The 22,069-nt window shown below is 67.1% G+C and carries 21 protein-coding genes; 3 read left to right on the top strand and 18 right to left on the bottom strand.

Going from position 1 to position 22,069, the window contains the following annotated elements; all coding sequences use genetic code 11:
* Nucleotides 1–23: 23 nt before the first annotated feature.
* Genes AC5RT8_RS07725 through modA form a run of 4 tightly spaced genes read right to left on the bottom strand, consistent with a single transcriptional unit; the run spans nt 24 to nt 4,605 of the window.
* Nucleotides 24–1,328, bottom strand: coding sequence for a molybdopterin molybdotransferase MoeA (locus AC5RT8_RS07725; protein ID WP_494095118.1), 1,305 nt, complete (start codon nt 1,326–1,328; stop codon nt 24–26).
* 43 nt (nt 1,329–1,371) lie between these two features.
* Entirely contained in the window at nt 1,372–2,943 is a 1,572-nt protein-coding gene (locus AC5RT8_RS07720; protein WP_494095117.1) for a molybdopterin-dependent oxidoreductase, read from the bottom strand.
* The gene (modB, locus tag AC5RT8_RS07715; protein ID WP_494095116.1) at nt 2,940–3,740 is read right to left on the bottom strand and encodes a molybdate ABC transporter permease subunit; all 801 of its coding nucleotides are present in this window, start codon (nt 3,738–3,740) and stop codon (nt 2,940–2,942) included. The genes AC5RT8_RS07720 and modB overlap by 4 nt, the downstream gene beginning before the upstream one ends.
* Nucleotides 3,741–3,780: 40 nt before the next feature.
* A complete protein-coding gene (gene modA / locus AC5RT8_RS07710) occupies nt 3,781–4,605 on the bottom strand; it encodes a molybdate ABC transporter substrate-binding protein (RefSeq protein WP_494095115.1) in 825 nt (274 codons plus the stop codon).
* 38 nt (nt 4,606–4,643) lie between these two features.
* On the opposite strand from modA, the gene moaA reads away from it, so the two are divergent.
* Entirely contained in the window at nt 4,644–5,801 is a 1,158-nt protein-coding gene (gene moaA, locus AC5RT8_RS07705; protein WP_494095114.1) for a GTP 3',8-cyclase MoaA, read from the top strand.
* A complete protein-coding gene (locus AC5RT8_RS07700; protein ID WP_494095113.1) occupies nt 5,802–6,062 on the top strand; it encodes a MoaD/ThiS family protein in 261 nt (86 codons plus the stop codon).
* 69 nt (nt 6,063–6,131) lie between these two features.
* Here AC5RT8_RS07700 and AC5RT8_RS07695 read toward each other — a convergent pair whose 3' ends face one another.
* The 8 genes from AC5RT8_RS07695 to truB form a co-directional block, all read right to left on the bottom strand.
* Complete coding sequence (locus AC5RT8_RS07695) at nt 6,132–7,532, bottom strand: M16 family metallopeptidase (RefSeq protein WP_494095112.1); 1,401 nt, start codon at nt 7,530–7,532, stop codon at nt 6,132–6,134.
* Nucleotides 7,533–9,758 carry a polyribonucleotide nucleotidyltransferase gene (locus AC5RT8_RS07690; RefSeq protein WP_494095111.1) on the bottom strand — a complete coding sequence of 742 codons (2,226 nt, stop codon included), beginning with the start codon at nt 9,756–9,758 and terminating at the stop codon, nt 7,533–7,535.
* Between the two features lie 349 nt (nt 9,759–10,107).
* Nucleotides 10,108–10,377 carry a 30S ribosomal protein S15 gene (gene rpsO, locus AC5RT8_RS07685; protein WP_227913993.1) on the bottom strand — a complete coding sequence of 90 codons (270 nt, stop codon included), beginning with the start codon at nt 10,375–10,377 and terminating at the stop codon, nt 10,108–10,110.
* Nucleotides 10,378–10,510: 133 nt separating this feature from the next.
* On the bottom strand, nt 10,511–11,494 hold the full coding sequence (locus AC5RT8_RS07680) for a bifunctional riboflavin kinase/FAD synthetase (RefSeq protein ID WP_494095110.1): 984 nt from the start codon (nt 11,492–11,494) through the stop codon (nt 10,511–10,513).
* A 106-nt stretch (nt 11,495–11,600) separates the two neighbouring features.
* Nucleotides 11,601–12,272, bottom strand: a complete 672-nt coding sequence (locus tag AC5RT8_RS07675) for a DUF4345 domain-containing protein (protein WP_494095109.1) — start codon at nt 12,270–12,272, stop codon at nt 11,601–11,603.
* 82 nt (nt 12,273–12,354) lie between these two features.
* Nucleotides 12,355–12,804, bottom strand: a complete 450-nt coding sequence (locus tag AC5RT8_RS07670; RefSeq protein WP_494095108.1) for a hypothetical protein — start codon at nt 12,802–12,804, stop codon at nt 12,355–12,357.
* The gene (locus AC5RT8_RS07665) at nt 12,801–13,175 is read right to left on the bottom strand and encodes a hypothetical protein (RefSeq protein WP_494095107.1); all 375 of its coding nucleotides are present in this window, start codon (nt 13,173–13,175) and stop codon (nt 12,801–12,803) included. Before AC5RT8_RS07665 ends, AC5RT8_RS07670 begins: the two co-directional genes overlap by 4 nt.
* Nucleotides 13,176–14,084 (bottom strand): tRNA pseudouridine(55) synthase TruB, encoded by a 909-nt coding sequence (gene truB, locus AC5RT8_RS07660; protein WP_494095106.1) that lies wholly within the window; start codon nt 14,082–14,084, stop codon nt 13,176–13,178.
* A gap of 72 nt (nt 14,085–14,156) precedes the next feature.
* Here truB and AC5RT8_RS07655 point away from each other — a divergent pair, with 72 nt between their 5' ends.
* On the top strand, nt 14,157–15,308 hold the full coding sequence (locus tag AC5RT8_RS07655; RefSeq protein ID WP_494095105.1) for a pyridoxal phosphate-dependent aminotransferase: 1,152 nt from the start codon (nt 14,157–14,159) through the stop codon (nt 15,306–15,308).
* A 2-nt stretch (nt 15,309–15,310) separates the two neighbouring features.
* On the opposite strand, the gene AC5RT8_RS07650 is transcribed toward AC5RT8_RS07655, so the two are convergent.
* From AC5RT8_RS07650 to rimP, 6 genes are all read right to left on the bottom strand, one after another.
* Entirely contained in the window at nt 15,311–16,270 is a 960-nt protein-coding gene (locus tag AC5RT8_RS07650; protein ID WP_494095104.1) for an aldo/keto reductase, read from the bottom strand.
* 142 nt (nt 16,271–16,412) lie between these two features.
* A complete protein-coding gene (gene rbfA, locus AC5RT8_RS07645) occupies nt 16,413–16,892 on the bottom strand; it encodes a 30S ribosome-binding factor RbfA (protein WP_494095103.1) in 480 nt (159 codons plus the stop codon).
* 72 nt (nt 16,893–16,964) lie between these two features.
* Nucleotides 16,965–19,886, bottom strand: coding sequence for a translation initiation factor IF-2 (gene infB, locus AC5RT8_RS07640; RefSeq protein ID WP_494095102.1), 2,922 nt, complete (start codon nt 19,884–19,886; stop codon nt 16,965–16,967).
* Nucleotides 19,887–20,018: 132 nt separating this feature from the next.
* Nucleotides 20,019–20,408, bottom strand: a complete 390-nt coding sequence (locus tag AC5RT8_RS07635) for a YlxR family protein (RefSeq protein ID WP_494095101.1) — start codon at nt 20,406–20,408, stop codon at nt 20,019–20,021.
* Between the two features lie 49 nt (nt 20,409–20,457).
* Nucleotides 20,458–21,429 (bottom strand): transcription termination factor NusA, encoded by a 972-nt coding sequence (gene nusA / locus AC5RT8_RS07630; protein ID WP_494095100.1) that lies wholly within the window; start codon nt 21,427–21,429, stop codon nt 20,458–20,460.
* A complete protein-coding gene (gene rimP / locus AC5RT8_RS07625; RefSeq protein WP_494095099.1) occupies nt 21,430–22,056 on the bottom strand; it encodes a ribosome maturation factor RimP in 627 nt (208 codons plus the stop codon). It lies immediately after the preceding gene.
* Nucleotides 22,057–22,069 lie beyond the last annotated feature (13 nt).

Below are 22,069 nucleotides of genomic sequence, written 5' to 3'. Positions count from 1 at the left end.
ATCCGGGCAGGAGGCGGTTGGGGTTATTCCAGTAGTAATACTGTCACTTCCGCGCCCGCCTCGAGGTGCTCGGTGCCCACGGGCACGGGGATCAGCGCGTTGGAGGAGGCCAGCGCATGCAGCAGATGGGATTCCGGTCCGCCCACGGGCTCCACCGTGCCGGCGGTATAGCGTCCCCGGCGGACCTGGTGTTTGCCGGCGGGGCTGCCCAGCGGCGCAGTGAGGCGGGCCTGGACCTCGATCCGGGGCCGGGGCGTGCCGGTGACAGCCGAAAGTGCCGGCCGGAGGAACATCTCGAAGGACACCAGCGAGCTGACCGGGTTGCCGGGGAACCCCAGGAACGGGATGCCTTCCACGGTGCCGATGCCCTGCGGGCCGCCCGGCTGCATGGCGACGGACACGAACGCGACGTCCTGCGCGGCGAGTCCCTGGCGCACCACCTCGTAGGCGCCCTTGCTGATGCCTCCCGAAGAGAGGATCAGGTCCGGCGGATCCGCGGCGAGATCGTCGTGCAGCCGGGCCAGGAAGTCCTGCGGGGAATCCGCGAGGATCCGGGACCGGAGCACCTCTGCGCCGGCGTCCTGGAGCGAGCTCCGGAGCAGGGTGGTGTTGGCATCGTGGATCTGGCCCGGCTCCAGCGGCCGGCCCGGTTCCACGACCTCGTCTCCGGTGGTCAGCAGCAACACCCGCGGCCTTGCCTGGACCGTGACGCGGTCCAGGCCGAGGGCGGCCAGCAGTCCCAGCTGCAGCGGACCCAAGACGGACCCGGCGGGCAGGGCGGGGGTGCCGGCGGCGATATCACTGCCCGCACGGCGGACATACTGTCCTGCTGGCGTTTCGGCGGGGACCGCCACGGTGCCTCCGGCACCGGCGGCCGGAAGGAACGAGTCGGGGATGCAGGCTTCGATCGGCACCACGGCGTCGGCGCCCTCGGGCAGCATGGCCCCTGTCATGACGGGGGCCGCCGTTCCAGGCAGCAGGGGCGGCGGCGCGGAACCCGCGGGGATGGGCGCGGCGGCGGTGAGGCGCACCCTGCCGGTGTCCTGAGCTGCGCCGGCGGCGGCCAGGTCGGCAGTGCGGACCGCGTATCCGTCCATCTGCGAGTTGGTGAAGGGCGGCAGGTTCCCCGGCGCCTCCACCCCGGCTGCGAGGAGCCGGCCGGCTGCCGCAGTGAGGGCAACGGTTTCGCTTGCCGGCGGATGAGCCTGGAACCAGCTCCGGAGGAGGTCCTCTACGGCGGCACGGTGCGCCGCTACCTCCCGCCGCGCGGCAGGGGAAGCATCGGAGGCCCGTGCCGGGGTGCCCTCCGGGGCAGGTTGTGCGGACATGTTCCTCCTGGGGACGTGGATGGGCGGGACCGGAAGGCGGACTTCACGCCGCGGTCACCCGAATTGTATGCAGTCCGGTGGCACCGTCGGGAAGCACCGGCCGTTTTTCTTCCGCCTGGCGGACGCCGTTGGCGTCTACTGCCCGGACGGTAATGTCGTGCTCCCCGGGTGCCAGCTCGACCCCGAGCCGGTACTGCCGCCAGGTGTCGGCCGAGATGCCCGGCGCCAGCTCCGCATCCTGCCAGCCGCCGTCGTCCACGCGCACCTGCACCGCGCTGATGCCGGTGTGCTGTGCCCATGCCACCCCGGCCACTGTGACGGTGCCTGCCGCGGCGGGCGCCCGTCCGGGCACATCGATGCGCGAGGAAAGCTTGACCGGGCCGCGCTCACCCCACCCCCGGTCCGTCCAGTACGCGGTCTCGTCCGCAAACCGGGTGACCCGCAGCTCGGTGACCCATTTGGTCGCGGATACATATCCGTAGAGTCCGGGCACCACCAGGCGGACGGGAAATCCGTGTTCCAGCGGCAGGGGTTCCCCGTTCATGCCCACGGCCAGGAGGGAGTCGCGGTCATCGGTGAGCGCTTCCAGAGGAGTGGAAGCACTCCAGCCGTCCCGGCTGGTGGAAAGGACCATGTCCGCGCCGGGCCGGACCCCTGCCCGGGCCAGCAGGTCCCGGACGGGCATGCCCAGCCACTTGGCGTTGCCGATCAGGTCACCGCCCACCTCGTTGGAAACACAGGCGAGGGTGACGTAGCTTTCCTGCAGCGGGGCGGCAAGCAGGTCCGCGTAGCTCAGTTCCACTTCGTGTTCCACCATGCCGGTGACCCGCAGCCGCCAGTCGGACGGATCGATGAGCGGCACGCTCAGCGCCGTGTCGATCCGGTAGAAGTCCGCGGCGGGCGTTACCAGCGGTCCGAGCCCGTCGACGGCCAGCTCGGCTCCGGCGGGTATGGGTGCCGCCCGCCGGGAAGGCACCGGCAGCCGCACCGTTTCGCGCAGGGCGGTGACGCCCACCTGCCCGCCGCGGGCAATGCCGGCCAGGGCGGCGCCGAGCACGGCCACCACCGCTCCCCCGCCCACGGAGGTCAGCACCGTGCGCCGCCGCACCGCGGCGTCGTCGTTGGTCTGCGCCGCACCGAGGTCCCGGATCCGGGCGATGAGGGCGCGGAGGACCATGACGGCGACGACGGCGGCCGCCAGCGGCGGCAGGACGGCCAGGAGGGAGAACTGCTGCCGGGAGAAGACGGCTGCCAGCCCGGCCGCCCCGAACAGTCCCAGGACCACGGCGCCGGACGGCGGACGGCGCAGCTCCAGAAGGCCTGCGGCCACGGCGGCGAGGGCAATGACCAGCCCCATGCCCACCAGCAGCGCTGCCTTGTCCGCCGTTCCGAACAGGCCGATTGCCGCATCCTTGACCGGTCCGGGAACGGCATCGATGACCACCGATCCGACCCCCGACACCGGGGAAAGCGAGGGGCTGACAATCGCGGCCAGCAGCTCACCGGCGGCAACGCCCAGGCCGGCCGCCACCAACCCGGCGGCGGCGGACCACCGCCGGGCCGGAGGGCGGGGTCCCCCGGCCGGCGGACGCGCTGACTGGTCGCGGCTGCTCATCGCGGCAGCAACCGTCCGGTGGCGGCCCGGGCCAGCAGCAGGACCATCAGGTACAGGGCAATGAGCAGCAGGCAGATGCCCAGGGCGGCCTGGGGCTGGTTGGAATTCAGGCTCAGTTCGATCTGCAGCGGAAGGGTCCTGGTGCTGCCCTCGATGCTTCCCGCAAACGTGATGGTGGCTCCGTATTCGCCCAGCGAACGGGCGAAGGCCAGGAGGGTCCCGGCCACAATGCCCGGAAGCGCGAGCGGCAGGGTGATATGCCTCAGGATCGCTGTGGGACCGGCCCCGGAGGTCGCGGCGGCCATTTCGAGGTCACGGTCCACTGCGGACAGGCTGTTCAGCGAGGCGACCACGAAAAACGGCAGGGAAACGAATACCTGGACAATGACGACGGCCGCGGGCGAGTACCCCACATCCACGCCCACCGTATCGAGCAGCTTCCCGGCAATTCCTTCCCGGCCCCAGAAGTACAGCAGGGCAATGCCGGAGACCACCGGTGAGAGCACCAGCGGGATCAGCAGGATTCCCCGCATCAGCTGGATCCAGGGGCCTTCCAGCTTGCTCAGCAGCACGGCCAGCGGCAGTCCCAGGAGGACACAGAGCAGCGTGGACCCGGCGGAGGTGGCCAGGGACAGGCCCAGTGCCGTGCGGGCGGCGTCCGTCCCCAGCAGCTCCGGCAATGAGGTCCAGGGGACATTGAGCAGCAGGGCGGCCACGGGTCCGGCGCTCAGCAGCAGCGCTAGTCCGGCCGGAACCCACAGCCAGCCGGGTGTGGTGGCACGTGCTTCCCTGCTCATGGCTGACGGAGACCCGGGGGCGCCGCCCGTCCGGGGTGTCTTACGGAGCATCGGTGCCCTCCGGGGTGCTGCCCGTCGGTCTGGTTTCCGTGCCGGTTTCCGGGCCGGCAGGGCCGAACCCGGCTTCGGCGAGGATGGCTGCCGCTTCCGGCCCGGTGAGCCATGCATAGAACGCCGCTGCGTCAGCGTTGCCGGCACCCTGCGCGGTCAGCGCCGCCGGGTATCTGTTGGGCTCGGGATCATCCAGCGGCAGATAGGTGATGCCGGAGGGTGCGGCAGCCAGGGCATCGGTTTGGTAAACAAATCCGGCGTCGGCCTGCCCGCTGGAGACCTTGGTCAACACGGAACGGACGCTGTCCTCCAGGCTCGGTGAGGAAAGGGACATGCCGGCTGCCGCAAGGACCCGCCCCGCAGCCCGGCCGCAGGGCACCGAGGGGGCGCACAGCGCGGCGCGGACACCCTCGGCCGTAACATCGCGTAACACTTCGATCCCCGCTGGGTTGCCGTCGGCCAGGGCAAGCACCAGGCGGTTGCTGGCCAGCACCTTCTCCTGGTCGAGGTCCTCCCGCAGGGGTTCCAGCGCCTCGAGGTCGGCGGTAATGATGACATCTGCTTCCGCACCGGACTCCAGCTGCGCGACGAGCTGGCTGCTGGAGCCTACGTTGATCCGCAGGCGGCCGCCGCCGTCGTACGCAGCATCAAGGTCTTCCACCACATCCGTGAGGGAGGAGGCAGCGAAGACCGTGATCCCGGCCGCACCGCCGCCGTCGGCGGTGCCGGGGGACGTGCACGCCGCCGTAGCGGCAGTGAGAATGGTCACGGTGCACGCTGCCAGGGCCCGGGAGGCCCGGTGGACAAAGCGCATTTATAGAGCCTAACTGTGAAAGGGCGTAACCTCGAGGGATGGGAACACAGCTGGGAATGCCTGTAATCAGCCCTTCCCCCAGTACATCAGACATCAGCGCTCCGTCCGCCCGGGCGGACGGCGGCTCGTCACCGGTGCCCCCGCCCGCGTCCGCGCACGCGCTTGCTCCGGCTGACGGACTCCTGGACCGGTACGGCCGGCGTGCCACTGACATGCGTTTGTCCCTGACGGACAAATGCAACCTTCGCTGCACCTACTGCATGCCCGCAGAGGGGCTGGATTGGCTCGCCCGGGACAAGGTGCTCGCGCGGGACGAAATCATCCGCCTTGTCCGGCTCGGAGTGGACCGGCTGGGCGTGCGGGAGCTCCGCCTGACCGGCGGGGAGCCGCTGGTCCGTGCGGACCTTGTGGACATTATTGCGGGCATCCGGGCGAACCACCCGGACCTGCCGATTTCGCTCACCACCAACGGCCTGGGCCTGGACAAGAAGGCCCAGGCACTCAAGGACGCGGGCCTGACCCGCATCAACGTGTCCCTGGACTCCCTGCACCCGGACACCTTTGCCCAGCTCACCCGCCGCCCGTTCCTGGACCGGGTGCTGCGCGGAGTCGAGGAAGCAGCGCGCGTCGGCCTGGGCCTGGTCAAGATCAACGCCGTGCTGATGCGCGGCATCAACGACGCCGAGGCCCCGGACCTGCTGGAGTGGGCCGTCAGCCGCGGCTTCGAACTGCGGTTCATCGAACAGATGCCGCTGGACGCGGACCACGGCTGGACGCGGGACGGCATGATCACCGCCGAGGAAATGCGCTCGCTGCTGGAGCGGGATTTCGTCCTCACGCCTGATCCGCGGGAGCGGAACGGGGCCCCCGCCCAGCGCTGGGAAGTGCGCCGGAACGCCGATCCGTCAACGGTTGTCGGAACGGTCGGCATCATTGCCTCCGTCACCGAGCCCTTCTGCGCCGAGTGCGTCCGCACCCGGATCACGGCCGAGGGCAAGGTCCGCAGCTGCCTCTTCTCCCACGACGAGACGGACCTGCTGGCACTGCTGCGCAGCGGGGTGGACGATGACGCCGTTGTCCGCCGCTGGCAGGAAGCCATGTGGGGCAAGCCCAAGGCCCACGGAATGGGCCATACCGGGCTCGGCGACGCCGACTACGTCCAGCCCGACCGAACCATGAGCGCGATAGGCGGCTAAGTGCTGATCCGATACTTCGGCGCTGCGAAGGCAGCAGCCGGCACAGAAGAAGAACACCTGGACGAGGGGCCGCTGACGCTGGCTGAACTGACGGAAAAACTCGCCGTTCGGTATCCGGCTCCGGGTGGCGGGGTTCCGTCCCTGGCCGCGGTGATTGCGCGCAGCACCTTCCTGGTGAACGAGACTGCAGCACGCAATCCGGCGCTGCTGCTGCAGCCGGACGACGTTGTCGACATCCTGCCGCCGTTCGCCGGCGGCTAGCCCGGCCTGCACTGGAGGCAGAAAAAGGCCCGCCCGGGACAATGTCCCGGGCGGGCCTTTTTCTATGGTCTAGAAACCCAGTTCCGCCGCTGATTCGAACGGGCCCACCACGGTGATGGTGCGGGGCGCGGCAGCCAATTCAGCCGCCAGCTCCTGCACCTGTTCGGCCGTGACGGAATGGATCCGCCGCAGGGACTCGTCGATGTCAATGAACTCGCCGCTGACCAGTTCGGCCCGGCCGAGCCGGGACATCCGCGAACCTGAGTCCTCCAGCCCGAGGACCATCCCCCCTGAGATCTGGCCCAGCGCCTTGGCCAGCTCGGCCGGCTCCACGCCGTCGGCGGCCAGGCGCTCGAGTTCGCTGCCCATCAGGTCGATGACCTGGCGGGTCTTGGCCGGCGAGCAGCCCGCGTACATGCCGAAGTATCCGGCGTCGGCGTACGACGCCGAGAAGGAGTAGGTGGAGTACACAAGTCCGCGCTTCTCACGGATCTCCTGGAACAGGCGCGAGGACATGCCGCCGCCCAGGATGGTGTTGAGCACGCTCATGGCAAAACGCCGGTCATCGGTGGCGGTCAGCGACTGGCAGCCCATCACGATGTTGGCCTGTTCGACCGGACGGTTGATGACCTGCACTCCGGCGGTCCCGGAAATGACCGCCGGTGCGGTGTCGCGGCGGGGCGCGGGCGTTGCGGCGGGGTCCAGCTCCCAGCCGGCGGTCTGCAGGGCCTGCAGCACCAGTGCGCAGACCTCTTCGTGGTCCAATCCCCCGGCGGCGGTGACCACCAGCTCCTCCGGGCGGTAGTAGCGCCGGTAGTGGTCCAGGACGGCTTCGCGGGAGACGCTGCGGATGGCATCGGGGGTGCCGCCGATGGGACGGCCGAGGGCGTGGTCGCCGAGGACCGCCTCGGAAAACTTTTCGTGGCAGAGATCGGCAGGATCGTCATTGTCCATGGCGATCTCTTCGAGGATGACGTCGCGTTCCTGTTCCAGTTCCTCCGGATCCAGGACGGCGGACGTGACCATGTCGGTGATGACGTCAATGGCCATCGGAAGGTCGGTGTCCAGCACGCGTGCGTAGTAGCAGGTGCTTTCCTTGGCGGTGGCCGCATTGGACTCGCCGCCCACCTCGTCAAAGGCCGAGGCGATGTCCAGCGCCGAACGGCGGCTGGTGCCCTTGAACAGCAGGTGCTCAAGGAAGTGGGTGGAGCCGTGCCGGCCCGCGGCTTCATCCCGCGAGCCGACACCAACCCAGAATCCGATGGCCGTGCTGCGCTGGCCGGGCATTTCCTCCGTCAGGACCCGGACGCCGCCGGGCAGCACCGAACGGCGCACCACGGCGCCTCCCGGGGTGCCGACAACCAGGGTGGGGTCGGAGGAAAGGGTGGTCAGCGGAAGCTGGACAACCGTCCCGTGTCCCTTCGGTGAGGAAGAGGACACGGAACGGTTTCCATCGGAGTAGTCCGGCATTTACTCTGCAGACTCGGTCTCTGCTGCTTCTTCGCCTTCGGCGTCTTCAGCAACCACCGGGGAGAGCGAAAGCTTTCCGCGGTCATCGATCTTGGTGATTTCCACCTGGACCTTCTGGCCCACGGAGACGACGTCGTCGACGTTGTCCACGCGCTTGCCGCCGGCCAGCTTGCGCAGCTCGGAGATGTGCAGCAGGCCGTCCTTGCCCGGGGTCAGGGAGACGAAGGCACCGAAGGTGGTGGTCTTGACTACCGTCCCGAGGTAACGCTCGCCGATCTCGGGGACCTGCGGGTTGGCGATCGCGTTGATCGCCGAGCGGGCAGCCTCGGCGGAGCCGCCGTCGGTTGCGCCGATGAGGACGGTGCCGTCATCTTCGATGGAGATGTCAGCGCCGGTGTCCTCCTGGATCTGGTTGATCATCTTGCCCTTCGGGCCGATGACCTCGCCGATCTTATCCACGGGGATCTTGACCGAGATGATGCGCGGGGCGAACTCGGAGAGCTCGTCCGGTGCGTCGATCGCTGCCTGCATCACGTCGAGGATGTGCAGGCGGGCTTCGCGGGCCTGCTTCAGTGCTGCTGCCAGCACCGAGGCGGGGATGCCGTCGAGCTTGGTGTCCAGCTGGATGGCCGTGACGAACTCGGAGGTACCGGCAACCTTGAAGTCCATGTCGCCGAAGGCATCTTCGGCGCCGAGGATATCGGTCAGGGCTGCGTAGCGGGTTTCGCCGTCAACCTGGTCGGAAACCAGGCCCATGGCGATGCCGGCAACCGGAGCGCGCAGCGGCACGCCTGCATTGAGCATGGACAGCGTCGAGGCGCAGACCGAACCCATGGAGGTGGAACCGTTGGAGCTCAGGGCTTCGGAGACCTGGCGGATGGCGTACGGGAATTCTTCGCGCGAGGGCAGCACCGGAACCAGGGCGCGCTCGGCGAGGGCACCGTGGCCGATTTCGCGGCGCTTGGGCGAACCCACGCGGCCGGTCTCACCGGTGGAGTACGGCGGGAAGTTGTAGTTGTGCATGTAGCGCTTGCGCGTTACCGGGGACAGCGAATCGATCTGCTGTTCCATCTTCAGCATGTTCAGCGTGGTGACGCCCAGGATCTGGGTTTCGCCGCGCTCGAAGATGGCCGAGCCGTGCACGCGGGGCAGAACCTCAACCTCGGCGGTCAGCTGGCGGATGTCCGTCAAGCCGCGGCCGTCGATGCGTACCTGCTCCTTGAGGATGCGCTGGCGCACAACCTGCTTGGTGACGGAACGGAAGGCAGCGGAGATTTCGCCTTCGCGGCCTTCGAACTTCTCGGACAGCTCAGCCTTGACTTCGTCCTTGAGGACATCGGCGGCGGCGTCGCGCTCCTGCTTGTCGGCGATGGAGAAGACCTGGGCCAGCTTGTCAGCGGCGGCGGCTTCAACGGCCTCGTACACGTCATCCTGGTAGTCCAGGAAGATCGGGAACTCGACGGTGGGCTTGGCGGCGCGTGCGGCCAGGTCCGACTGGGCGTCGCACAGGACCTTGATGAACGGCTTTGCCGCTTCCAGGCCCTCGGCAACGATCTCTTCGGTCGGGGCGGTGGCGCCCTCGTCCTTGATGAGGTTCCAGGCGTTGTCGGTGGCTTCGGCCTCGACCATCATGATGGCGACGTCGTCACCGGCAATGCGGCCGGCAACCACCATGGAGAAGACTGCGCGCTCCAGCTCGGAGTGCTTGGGGAAGGCAACCCACTGACCGTCGACCAGGGCAACGCGGACGCCGCCGATCGGGCCGGAGAACGGCAGGCCGCTCAGCTGGGTGGACATGGAGGAAGCGTTGATAGCCACCACGTCGTAGAGGACGTCCGGGTTGATCGCCAGGACGGTGACCACGATCTGGACCTCGTTGCGCAGGCCCTTGACGAAGGCGGGGCGCAGCGGGCGGTCCATCAGGCGGCAGGCCAGGATGGCTTCGGTGGACGGGCGGCCTTCGCGGCGGAAGAACGAGCCCGGGATGCGGCCGGCAGCGTACATGCGCTCCTCGACGTCCACGGTCAGCGGGAAGAAGTCGAAGCCTTCACGCGGGGACTTGCCGGCGGACGTGGCCGAGAGCAGCGCGGTGTCTTCGTCGATGTAGACCATCGCGGAACCGGCTGCCTGCTGGGCAAGGCGGCCGGTTTCGAACCGGATGACGCGCTTGCCGTATTTGCCGTTGTCAATGACGGCTTCTGAGAACTGAATTTCGGGACCCTCCATATGAGAGTCACCTCCGTTTCTTCTGTGGGCGGAGGCACCCAGCACCGTTTCGAATTTCATTTCCGTGCGGCACGGGCCGTACGTTCAACACCCGGTCTTCGATCGAGGTCCTCGGGCAGATTCTCCCGGAGACCACTACCGAGGACCGCGAATGCTGCGATGCTGGCTGACTCCTGTGGTGTGTGCTTCTTTACTGCTGTGCTTCTTTTACTGCTGAACTACCTTGTGCCGGCCCTCTGGCGCGGAGACCGAAATCAGACAGGTGCGCTTCCGGCTTTCCCGGTGTCCATGCCTGCCTGCGCAAAAGGCGGCTCCCCGTGCAATGCACAGGTGCCGCCTTCCACAAAGACTATCGACGCAGGCCGAGGCGCTCGATGAGCGCACGGTAGCGGGCGATGTCGGTCTCGCGCAGGTAGGTAAGCATGCGACGACGGCGACCAACCAGGGCCATCAGGCCGCGGCGGGTGTGGTGGTCATGCTTGTGGGTCTTCAGGTGCTCGGTCAGGTCGAGGATGCGCCGTGACAGCACAGCAACCTGAACCTCGGGGGAACCGGTGTCCCCTTCGGCCCGAGCGAATTCCCGAATGATTTCCTGCTTGACGGCGGGATCGAGTGCCAATGTAACTCCTAGAGTTGTGCCGTGAGGCCCGAGTCAGCACTTCGCTGCCGGGAATCTTTCTGCCCCGGGACGTGAATCCCCGGAACATAAAGAAATTCAGCCGCCACGGACCGCAGCCGAATTTGAATCCAGTTTACCTGCCCGCGCCGCTTTCTGTCGAAAGGACCTTGCGGGTGCGTTCGACGTCGAGCCGCATCTGGTCCACCAGTGCTTCGGGGCCCGTGTAGGCCACCATGCCCCGCAGCCGGTCCACAAACTCGACGATCACGTGCTGGCCGTACAGGTTGAAGTCGCCGACTTCCTCTTCCGGGCGGTCGATCACGTGTGCCTCCACCTGCCGCCTCACGCCCTCGAAGGTCGGATTGGATCCCACGGACACGGCGGCGGGCCACCGGGTGCCGGCTTCGTCCACCAGCCAGCCGGCATAGATGCCGTCAGCCGGAATGAGGCCGGAGGATTCCGGTGCCAGGTTTGCCGTGGGAAATCCGAGTTCCCGTCCGCGTGCCGCGCCGTGCACCACTTCCCCCCGCATGCGGTGGGTGCGTCCGAGCAGGCGGGCGGCGGTGCGGACGTCGCCCTCACGCAGCGCCTCCCGGATCCAGGTGGACGAGCAACGCCGTCCGGAGGCGGGACCGTCCGGAAGAGCGCCGAAGTCATCCACGGCCTCGACGTCGAATCCCAGTTCGCGGCCAAGGCGGCGCATGGTGTCCAGGTCCCCGGCGTTGCCGCGGCCGAACCGTACATCGTGGCCAATGACAACGGTACGCACATGCAGGGCGTCCACGAGGACCCGGCGCACGAACTCCTCCGCGGTCAGGGCAGCCAGGTCCAGCGTGTAGTGCATCATCAGCAGGCCGTCCAGCCCGGTATCGGCCAGCGCCTGCACGCGGTCCATAGTGCCCATGATCAGTTCTGGGGCGCTTTCGGGGCGGTGCACCTGCGCAGGGTGGGGATCGAAGGAAATGGCGACGGCGGCCGCATCCTGGGTCCGCGCAACTTTCACCAGCCGGTTAAGCACGTGCTGGTGTCCCAGGTGCACCCCGTCGAAGTTGCCGATGGTGATTACTGTCGGACCGATATCGGCAGGGATGTCCGCCAGGTCATTCCAGTAGTACACACAGGCTCCTTAGCAGCATTTTCCAGTGCCGGTTGATCGGCAGGTCCAGGCTCCCGGGCGGCTTCCGCCGCGCCGGGACCTATCCATTATGTCCGATGGGCGCCGCTTACCGGGAACCGCCCGCAATCCCGGGACCGCCGGTGCCTCCGTCTGCCTGCCCGCTGAACTCCCGGCGCAGGTCCGAGGTCTTGGCAATGAACCGGTGCCAGACCAGCAGCGCCGGAGGGAAGGCAAGCTCAACGATCATCAGCACAATGAAGGTGAAGTGCGGCGTTCCGGAGAACGCCCAGGAGAGCACCCGGCCGATGCCGCCCAGGAAGACCATCAGGCAGACCAGCCACAGCATGTTCGCCCACTGGAACTTCACGGCGATGGCCACGAAGGCGGCACCTACGCCGACCATCATGGCGGCGAAGAACCGGTACTGGCTTTCGAGGGTGGGATTGACCTCTCCCCCGGAGACGTCCGGAAGCCCTGCGGTGCCGGTGACGAGGTTATACAGCCCGAAGCCTGCCACCAGGATGCCTACGCCGATGACGACGGCCCGGAAGACGCCCCAGTCGTCGCTGCTTTTGTACGGCTTGGCCGGCTTGGACTCCTTCGCGGATTTCCGGGGCTTGCCCTGCTTCCTGCCGGGCTGCCCGTCCGTAGCGGTGCGGGCCGCGGGTGCCGCCGCATTCGGCGACGGCGTCCCCGCCGTCCGCGGCGTCTGCGCCTGGGGCGTCTCGGAGCCCGAAGGGCTGTTCCGGTCAGCCGGTGTCGGTGCTGTGTTGCTCATGGCTCTCCCTTGACGGAGTGGGAACGGTACGTGTTCCTGCCATAGTCTCACGCGGGTGCGCGAAACAGCTAAGCATACTTATTTACCGGCGGGCGTCCGCACGGTGCCGGTACAACCACCACAGCCCGATCATCGGCAGGACCAGCGGCACATAGCCGTATCCGCTGCCGAAGCCGGACCAGACCGTGTCGTCGGGCAGGGCGCCGGGGTCAATCAGTCCGAAGATTCCGACCGCCAGGACGCCGACCATTTCCACGCCCACTGCCGCCAGGGACATCCGGTAAGCGGCGGCGCCGGACCGGGCCAGGCCGACGGTGGCGACAATGTAGACCACGGCGGCGAAGGCTGAGAGCAGGTACGCCAGCGGTGCGTGCTCGAACTTGGTGAGGATCTGGAACGCGGCCCGGGCGGTCGCTGCCAGCGCGAAGATTGCATAGACCGCTACCAGCAGCCGGCCGGGGCCCGCGTTGCGGCCTGCCGGCGGAGGCGCGTCCTGCGCCCCGGCGTCGTTGGAGTTGATGCTGCGGTTCATAGAAGGTTTGCTCCGTCCCAGATCTGTTCCATCCGGAACAGCATGACAAATACGGTGATCCCCACGGCGGAAAGCACAATGTTGCTCCACCGGCTCCGGTCCATGAGGGACCACCAGACAGCGCCGATGGGAATGACCAGCGCCGTCAGCAGATAGCCCCAGAATTCCCAGTCGGCTCCGGCGATTCCCTGTCCTCCGGCAAGGCGGAACAGGGAGGCGGCGCCGTAGACGAGCAGGAACAGTTCCACGGCGGCGGCGGAGAGGATGGTGAGGTCGTTGGGGCCCTGCTTGAGGGCGGCGGCGCCGAGGCACAGCACCACGGACACCAGGCAGACCAGGGAGCCGACAAGGAACAGCGGATCCACGGCCATTTACGCTTTCTCGTTTCCGGGGGTGAAGACCAGCAGTGCTTTGGCCTGCCCGCCCTTGTCCTCCAGCAGTCCCACCACGTGCCCCTCAGGGTCGATTGCTGCCACCGGCCCGGGCTGCCCGCCGTCGGTGGCGGGGATCCTGCGGCCGTGTGAAAGGTCCTCCGCTTCGGCGGCGGAAAGGCTGCGTACCGGGAAAAGGTCGGCGGCGGCGGCATCCAGGTCCAGGACCCGCAGGTCTTCGGCCAGCTCCTCAAGGGTGGAGGCCTGATCCAGGCTGAACGGCCCCACGCAGGTCCGGCGCAGCGCGGTCAGGTGCCCGCCGACGCCCAGTGAAGCTCCGAGGTCCCGCGCCAGGGCACGGATGTAGGTCCCGGAGGAGCAGTCCACTGTGACGTCGACGTCGCGCAGCTTACCGCCGCTCTCGCGGCGGATGTCATGGATTTCGAACCGGGAGACGGTGACCGGCCGCGCGGGCAGGCTTACCTCGCCGCCGGCGCGGACCTTCGCATAGGAACGTTCACCGTTGACCTTGATCGCGCTGACGCTGCTGGGGACCTGCTGGATGTCGCCGGTGAGGTCCGCCACTGCGGCGCGGATCTCCTCATCGGTGACGGCGGCGGCAATGGTTTCGGCCGTGACTTCGCCCTCGGCGTCGTCGGTGACGGTCGACTGGCCCAGCCGGATGGTGGCCTCGTAGGTCTTGGTGGTGCCGACAATATAGGTCAGCAGGCGCGTGGCCTTGTTGATGCCGACCACCAGTACACCGGTGGCCATGGGATCCAGGGTGCCCGCATGCCCGACCTTCCGGGTTCCCGCCAGCCTCCGCAGGCGTCCGACCACGTCGTGGCTCGTCCATCCCTGCGGCTTGTCCACAATAATCAGTCCTGAACGGACCTGCCCTGAATTCACGCCTTTCAGTATATGTTGCGGCGCGCTGCCCCCGGGGCCACCGCCGTCGTCCCCTGCCGCTAACATTCGGATATGGCTCAGCTTTCACCGCACGTCCGCAACGTTCCCGCCAACCAGATCAGGGAGATCACCCAGGCCGCCTGGGCGAAGCCGGATTCCATTATCCTCAGCATCGGCGAACCGGGTTTCCCCACGCCGGAGCACATCCTCGACGCGGCGCGGGCCACATTGGACCGGGATGAAACGGGCTACACCCCCAATGCGGGCATCGCTCCCCTGCGCAGCGCCTTCGCCCGCCGGGCAAGCGAAGGAACCGGGCTGGACATCACGGAGGACCGCGTGTTCGTGACCTCCGGAGCGCAGCAGGGGCTGCACCTGGCCATGAGCCTGCTCCTGGATGCCGGGGATGAGATCCTGGTGCCGAATCCCGGGTACCCCACTTTTGCGATGACGGCGAAGCTGCTGCACGCTGTTCCGGTGGAGTATCCGCTGTATCCCGAGCACGGCTTCCAGCCGCGCATCGCCGACATCGAGGACCTGCTGACCCCGCGCACGCGGGTGCTGCTGCTGAATTCGCCGTCCAATCCGCTGGGGGCCGTGTTCAGTCCGGAGTTGACGGAACAGCTGGTGGATCTGGCCCGCCGGCATGATCTGTGGATCATTTCCGACGAATGCTACGAGGCCTTCACCTTCGACGTCCCCCACGTCAGTCCGCTGATGTTCGACGGCGCCGGCGGGGAACGCGTCATCACTTCCCTGACGCTCTCCAAGACCTACGGCCTGACCGGGCTGCGGATCGGCGCCCTGATCCTTCCGGCCGGCCTGGAACCGGTGCTGAACACCGTGATGGAGTCCATCGTTTCCTGTGTGGCCACGCCCTCGCAGTACGCCGCACTGGCGGCCCTCACCGGCCCCCAGCAGTACGTCGCCGACGCCGCGGCGCATTACCGGGCGAACCGGGACGCCGCCTGCGCGGTGCTGGCGGAAAAGGGCATTCCGTATCTTCCGGCCCAGGGCGCCTTCTATCTCTGGGCCGATGTGTCCCATGCCTCCGGCGGGAACGTCCGGGACTGGACGGTCCGGTTCCTCGAGGAGCAGGGAGTGGCCGTTGCGCCGGGCACCGCGTTCGGCTCCATCGGGGAGGGCTGGATCCGGATCGCCCTGTGCGGGGACCGGGGCGGACTTGTCGAAGGCCTGGGACGGCTTCCCTCTGCTGCGGGCTGAGGCTATTTGTCGATGAGCTTTTCCAGGGCCTCCGGATACCGTGCGCCCTCGATGGGGATCTGCGCCGCGGCCTCGTTGATCTCTGCGAGGTCCGCCGGTGTCAGTTCCACCGTGCATGCCTCCAGGTTTTCTTCCAGCCGCTCGAGTTTCCGGGTGCCGGGGATGGGCACAATCCACGGTTCCTGCGCCAGCAGCCATGCCAGCGCAATTTCGGCGGGGTTGGCGTCCTTCTGGCGTGCCATCCGGCCCAGCAGGTCCACGACGGCTTGGTTCGCCTCCCGCGCTTCGCGGGTGAACCGCGGGATGCTCGTACGGATGTCGTCGCCGGCGAAGGTGGTGGACGCGTCGATTTTTCCGGTGAGGAAGCCTTTGCCCAGCGGGCTGAAGGGGACAAAACCGATGCCGAGTTCCCTGAGCGTGGGAAGGACCGTCGTTTCGGGCTGCCGCCACCACAGTGAATATTCGCTATGCACTGCTGTGACCGGTTGGACGGCGTGGGCGGCCCGGATGGTCGCGGCGGAGGCTTCGGACAGGCCAAAGTGCTTCACTTTGCCTTCGCTGACGAGCTCCTGCACCGCGCCGGCGACCTCTTCGATGGGTACGGCCGGCTCCACCCGGTGCTGGTAGTACAGGTCAATGGTTTCCACGCCCAGACGGCGCAGGGACCCCTCGGCTGCTTCCCGGATGTGACGCGGATGGCTGTCCAGCCCGATCTGACGGCCGGCGCCGTCGAAGGCAAACCCGAATTTGGTCGCGATGGCCACGTTGTCCCGGACCGGTGCGAGTGCTTCACCCACCAGTTGCTCATTGCTGAACGGTCCGTACACCTCGGCGGTATCAAAGAAGGTCACGCCGCGGTCCACCGCGGTGCGGATCAGCGTGATGGCCTCTTCCCTGGTCCCGCCCGGGCCGTAGCTTTGGCTGAAGCCCATGCAGCCCAGTCCCAGTTCGGAAACCTGCAATCCGGCTCCACGCTCTACACACCGGTGGATGTGCTTCCCGTCTGGCCCCGATCGGGGGCAAAAACCGCACCGGCAGTAAAAAAGGAAGCGGCTCCGGAGGGAACCGCTTCCTTTTTTCGTCAGCGTTCAGCTGCCGCTTTTGCTACTTGGCGTCGGAATTCGCCGGCTCATCGGCGCCGTCGAGGTCTTCGTCGAAGTCCTCGTCGTCATCCTTGCGGTACGGATCGGCGTCGCCTGCGTAGCTGGCGCCTTCCTTCAGCGCGGCCAGTTCGGCGTCGCGCTGTTTGGCCGCCCGGATCAGTTCCTCGAGGTGTCCGGCGTTGACCGGAATCTCGTCGGCAACGAATTCAAGCGTGGGAGTCAGGCGGACGGTGATGTTCTTGCCCACCTCGGCACGCAGGATCCCGCGTGCGGATTCCAGGGCGGCCTTGGTATCTGCCTGCTGTTCCTCGTCGCCGAAGACCGTGTAGTACAACGTGGCGTGCTGCAGGTCATTGGTAACCCGTGCATCGGTGATGGTCACGAATCCCAGCCGGGGATCCTTGATCCGCCGTTCAAGCGCCTGGGCAACTACTACCTTGATACGGTCAGCGAGTTTCGCAGCGCGTGCTGGATCTGCCATTACCTCTCCTAACTAAGACTGGAAACAAGTATCCGCAGGCCGCCGGATGTACCGGCGGCCTGCGGCCTCGGATTAGACGCGGGGCTTCTCGCGCATTTCGAAGGTCTCGATGATGTCGCCTTCGCGCAGGTCGTTGAACGAGCCCAGGCCGATACCACATTCGAAGTCCGTGCGGACCTCGGTGGCGTCGTCCTTGAACCGCTTGAGCGAATCCACGGAGAGGTTCTCACCGATGAGCTTGCCGTCGCGGGTGACCCGTGCCTTGGCGTTGCGTCGGATGACACCGGAACGGACGATCGAGCCGGCGATGTTTCCGAACTTGGAGGAACGGAAGACTTCGCGGACCTCGGCGGTGCCGAGCTGGACTTCCTCGTACTCGGGCTTGAGCATGCCCTTCAGTGCAAGCTCAATGTCATCGATTGCGGCGTAGATGACGGAGTAGAAGCGCATGTCCACGCCTTCGCGCTCTGCCAGGTCGGCAACGCGCTCGGCCGGCTTGACGTTGAAGCCGATGATGACGGCGTTGTCCACCGTCGCCAGGTTGACGTCGTTTTGCGTGATGGCACCGACGCCGCGGTGGATGACGCGCAGCTGCACGCCTTCGCCGACGTCGATCTTGAGCAGCGAGTCTTCCAGGGCTTCCACGGCACCGGAAACGTCACCCTTGAGGATGAGGTTAAGGGTGTCAACCTTGCCGTCGGCGACGGCCTGATCGAAGTCCTCGAGGCTGATGCGCTTGCGGCGCTTGGCCAGAGCCGCGTTGCGGTCCGCTGCCTCACGCTTTTCAGCGATCTGGCGGGCGGTGCGCTCGTCATCGGTGACGAAGAACGTGTCGCCGGCGCGGGGAACGTTGGACAGGCCAAGCACCTGGACCGGACGCGAGGGCCCGGCTTCGGTGACGTTGTCGCCGTTCTCGTCGAACATGGCACGGACACGGCCGTGGGCCGTACCCGCCACGATGGTGTCGCCGACCTTCAGCGTTCCGGACTGGACCAGCACGGTTGCCACCGCACCGCGGCCCTTGTCCAGGTTGGCTTCGATCGCGATACCGCGGGCGTCCTTGTTCGGGTTGGCGCGCATGTCCAGGGCAGCGTCTGCGGTGAGCAGCACTGCTTCGAGCAGGGCGTCAATGTTGAGGTTCTGCCGGGCAGATACCTCCACGAACATGGTGTCGCCACCGTATTCTTCGGGAACCAGGCCGTATTCGGTCAGCTGTCCGCGGACCTTCTCCGGGTTGGCGCCTTCCTTATCGATCTTGTTCACGGCCACGACGATCGGCACGTCGGCCGCCTGTGCGTGGTTCAGTGCTTCCACCGTCTGCGGCATCACGCCGTCGTCGGCGGCAACAACCAGGACCGCGATGTCGGTGACCTTGGCACCACGGGCACGCATGGCGGTGAACGCCTCGTGGCCCGGAGTATCAATGAACGTGATGGCGCGCTCGACGCCTTCGTGTTCGAACGGGATCTGGTAGGCACCGATGTGCTGGGTAATGCCGCCGTGTTCACCCTCAACAACATTCGAGTTGCGGATGGCGTCCAGCAGGCGGGTCTTACCGTGGTCAACGTGGCCCATGATGGTGACTACCGGAGGACGGGCTTCGAGTTCGTCGTCGCCTTCGGCTTCCAGCTCGGCCTCGAAGTCGATGTCGAAGCTGCTCAGCAGTTCGCGCTCTTCGTCTTCGGGGGAAACAACCTGGATCTTGTAGCCCAGTTCCTCGCCAAGGACACCGAAGGTCTCCTCATCCAGGGACTGGGTGGCCGTTGCCATTTCACCGAGGTGGAAGAGCACGGTCACCAGTGCGGCCGGGTTTGCCTCAATCTTGTCGGCGAAGTCCGTGATGGACGCGCCGCGGCGCAGGCGCACAACAGTGTTGCCGTCGCCGCGGGGAACCGAAACGCCACCCAGCGACGGAGCTGACATCTGCTCCAGTTCCTGCCGCTTCGCCCGCTTCGACTTGCGCTGCTTTCCACGGCCTGCGCCGCCCTTACCGAAAGCACCGGCAGTGCCGCCGCGTCCGCGGCCGCCCTTGCCGAAACCGCCGCCGACAGGTGCGCCGCCACCGGTACCCGGGGCTCCGCCCGGTCCGCGGCGGGGTCCGCCACCGGCACCGGGACGGCCCGGAGCTGCCGGACGCTCGGTGCGGTTGGGCATCATGCCCGGTGTCGGGCGTGCGCCGCCGGCGCCTGCCGGACGTGGTGCGCCCGGACGGGGAGCTCCCGGACGCGGTGCGCCCGGACGGGGAGCCCCGGGGCGCGGAGCACCCGGACGGGGTCCGCCGGCACCGGCTGCGGGACGGGGACCTGCCGGACCCGGCGTGCCGGGACGTTCAGCCTCATCGCGGCGTCCGCCCGGACGCGGCATGCCCTGGGAGGTAGCGAACGGGTTGTTGCCCGGACGCGGCGCGCCCTGGCCCCGGTCGCCTTCCCCGCGGCCGCGGGGACGCGGCATGCCCTGGGAAGTTGCAAAGGGGTTGTTGCCCGGACGGGGACCACCGGCACCGGGGCGCGGAGCACCGGGACGGGGAGCCGAAGAGGTGGACGGCTTCGCGGAATCTGCCTCCGCGGCTGCCGATTCCGCGGCCGGAGCCGGGGCGGCAGGCGTTTCCGCAGCAGGGGCTGCCGGGGCGGGAGCCGCCGGGGCAGGAGCTGCGGGTGCGGGTGCGGGTGCCGCCGGGGCGGGAGCTGCCTGAGCCGGAGCAGCCGGAGCCGGCTGTTCCGCAGGCGCTGCCGGCCGGGCCGCACCGGGCTTGGGAGCGGATGCTGCGGGCCGGGGCGAGGGAGCGCCGGCTGCAGGCTTGGACTCTCCCGCTGTGGAAGCGGAAGCGTTGGTGTTGGACGCCGGGAAGGCGCCCCGAAGTTTCTTGACTACCGGGGCCTCAATGGTGGAAGAGGCGGAACGGACGAATTCGCCCAGTTCCTGCAGCTTTGCAACTGCATCCTTCGAGGTAATGCCGAGCTCTTTAGCAAGCTCGTGTACGCGGACCTTGGCCACATTTCTCCTGTCTCGGTCCGCACCGAGCCAGGCACGAACCGTCTATTTGCTGCGGGCTTCCACTGCAGTTGCAGCGGCGCCCATCACAGAGCACAACAAAGTACTCATCGCTGGGTACTCATCGGGTTTCCATCAGATTTCTGACCCGCTTTCAGGTTGGACGGTTTTGGATCCGTTCCCGGTCGGAACGTCTCCAAGGGCCTTAAACCAACGTTCAACGTCGGATATTCCCACGGAACCCCTAAAGGCCCGTGGAAAGCCCGAACGTTTCACTGCCAATTTCAGGCATGCCATGTCGGGGTGCAACCAGGCACCCCTTCCGGGCATTCGGCGGTCCTCATCGACACGGACGGCGTTGACGCCTTCCATGCTGACACGGACCAGCCGCAGCAGAACACCTTGATCATCCCTTTTCCTGCATCCGATGCACGTCCGCTGCGGAACGTGCCTGGATGCCCGGTTTCCCAGGGCAGCGCCGGAAGCGGCTGAACGGGAGGCGGAGGGTGACCCGGCCTTATACATTCTAGCGCCTTTCTTGGCCGGCGCCGCATCCATCCGCGGCACCGGCGGCCTAGGAGGCCTTCGCGTCGGAAACGATGTCGATCCGCCAGCCGGTCAGCTTGGCGGCCAGGCGGGCGTTCTGCCCTTCCTTGCCGATCGCCAGCGAGAGCTGGTAATCCGGAACCACAACGCGTGCGGACCGCATCTCCTCGTCCGTGATGGTCACCGAGTTAACGCGCGACGGCGAAAGGGAGTTGGCAATGAACGTCGCCGGATCCTCGCTGAAGTCAACAATGTCGATTTTCTCGTCATGCAGTTCGTTCATGACCGCCCGCACACGCGAACCCATCTCGCCGATGCACGCGCCCTTGGCGTTGATGCCCGGGATGTTGGCCTTGACCGCGATCTTGGAACGGTGTCCGGCCTCGCGGGCCAGCGCCACGATTTCCACGCTGCCGTCGGCGATTTCCGGAACTTCCAGTTCGAAAAGCTTGCGGACCAGTCCCGGGTGGGAGCGGGAAAGCGTGATGGAGGGACCCTTGAAGCCGCGGCGCACGTCCACGACATAAGCGCGCAGGCGGGATCCGTGCAGGTACTTCTCCCCCGGCACCTGCTCGGGCGGGGGCAGCAGTGCCTCCACCGAACCCAGGTTCACCTGGATCATGTGCGGGTTGTTGCCCTGCTGGATCTGGCCGGAGACCAGTTCCCCTTCGCGGCCCTTGAACTCGCCGAGGATGTTGTCATCTTCCACGTCGCGCAGCTTCTGCAGGATGATCTGCCGGGCGGTGCTGGCGGCGATGCGGCCGAACCCGGCGGGAGTGTCGTCGAACTCCCCCACCATGGTGCCGTCGTCGTCGAGCTCTGCGGCCCAAATGGTGACGTGGCCGCTCTTCCGGTCCAGTTCCGCCCTTGCCCGCTCCTGGGCGCCGTTCGTCTTGTGGTAGGCAACCAGCAGGGCCTGCTCAATGGTCGGCACGAGCAGATCCAGGGGGATCTCCCGTTCGCGTTCCAGCAGCCTCAGCGCACTCATATCTATTTCCATCTAGGCCTCCTCAGCTGTGGTTTCATCATCCGGGGCGTCCTCGCCGGCCGGGTCGTCTTCAAGGTGGGCGAATTCAACTTCCACACGCCCCTTGCGGATGGTGCCGAATGCCAGGTGGACCGGGTCCCCCTGCTTGGCTTTCATCCCTTTCTTGACCGGTAATTCCGGTATCAACGTAATGCCGTCGTCGTCGACGGAGACGAGCCGTCCCATGACGTCGTCTCCGTGCTCCACGGATACGGACACCATGCGGCCCGTGTTGCGGCGCCAATGGCGCGGCTCGGTCAGGGGACGGGAAACCCCGGGGGACGAAACCTCGAGGTTGTAGGGGCGCCCGTCGTCGCCCGGATCGTTGTCCATCGCCTCGGAAATCGCCTGTGCAGCGGCCGAAATCCTGTCCAGGCTCACGCCTCCGGGCTGGTTCTCGGGAAGGTCGAGGATGACATGCACGGTACGGTGCGCACCGGCCATTTTGATCTCGATGTCTTCCAGGAACAGATCCTGCATCTCTACCGTGGGGGCCAGGTAATTCTTCAGCCGCTGGGTTTCCGCGGCTACTTCCGCACGCATCGCATTCCTGCGGTAATCCGACGACGTGTCTTTTTTGGGGTTGGGCCGAACCGCCATGCTGCCTCCCACT

It is taken from the genome of Arthrobacter sp. Ms25 (genome assembly GCF_059090365.1).
Note: the sequence above shows the minus strand (reverse complement) of the source record. Positions and strands in the feature narration are given on the sequence as shown.

Excerpts from the sequence above, each read along its gene's own strand:
- AC5RT8_RS07725 (WP_494095118.1), bottom strand. The coding sequence starts at position 1,328 with ATGTCCGCACAACCTGCCCCGGAGGGCACCCCGGCACGGGCCTCCGAT.
- AC5RT8_RS07720 (WP_494095117.1), bottom strand. The coding sequence starts at position 2,943 with ATGAGCAGCCGCGACCAGTCAGCGCGTCCGCCGGCCGGGGGACCCCGC.
- modB (WP_494095116.1), bottom strand. The coding sequence starts at position 3,740 with ATGAGCAGGGAAGCACGTGCCACCACACCCGGCTGGCTGTGGGTTCCG.
- modA (WP_494095115.1), bottom strand. The coding sequence starts at position 4,605 with ATGCGCTTTGTCCACCGGGCCTCCCGGGCCCTGGCAGCGTGCACCGTG.
- moaA (WP_494095114.1), top strand. The coding sequence starts at position 4,644 with ATGGGAACACAGCTGGGAATGCCTGTAATCAGCCCTTCCCCCAGTACA.
- AC5RT8_RS07695 (WP_494095112.1), bottom strand. The coding sequence starts at position 7,532 with ATGCCGGACTACTCCGATGGAAACCGTTCCGTGTCCTCTTCCTCACCG.
- AC5RT8_RS07690 (WP_494095111.1), bottom strand. The coding sequence starts at position 9,758 with ATGGAGGGTCCCGAAATTCAGTTCTCAGAAGCCGTCATTGACAACGGC.
- AC5RT8_RS07675 (WP_494095109.1), bottom strand. The coding sequence starts at position 12,272 with ATGAGCAACACAGCACCGACACCGGCTGACCGGAACAGCCCTTCGGGC.
- AC5RT8_RS07670 (WP_494095108.1), bottom strand. The coding sequence starts at position 12,804 with ATGAACCGCAGCATCAACTCCAACGACGCCGGGGCGCAGGACGCGCCT.
- AC5RT8_RS07665 (WP_494095107.1), bottom strand. The coding sequence starts at position 13,175 with ATGGCCGTGGATCCGCTGTTCCTTGTCGGCTCCCTGGTCTGCCTGGTG.
- AC5RT8_RS07655 (WP_494095105.1), top strand. The coding sequence starts at position 14,157 with ATGGCTCAGCTTTCACCGCACGTCCGCAACGTTCCCGCCAACCAGATC.
- rbfA (WP_494095103.1), bottom strand. The coding sequence starts at position 16,892 with ATGGCAGATCCAGCACGCGCTGCGAAACTCGCTGACCGTATCAAGGTA.
- AC5RT8_RS07635 (WP_494095101.1), bottom strand. The coding sequence starts at position 20,408 with ATGTATAAGGCCGGGTCACCCTCCGCCTCCCGTTCAGCCGCTTCCGGC.
- nusA (WP_494095100.1), bottom strand. The coding sequence starts at position 21,429 with ATGGAAATAGATATGAGTGCGCTGAGGCTGCTGGAACGCGAACGGGAG.
- rimP (WP_494095099.1), bottom strand. The coding sequence starts at position 22,056 with ATGGCGGTTCGGCCCAACCCCAAAAAAGACACGTCGTCGGATTACCGC.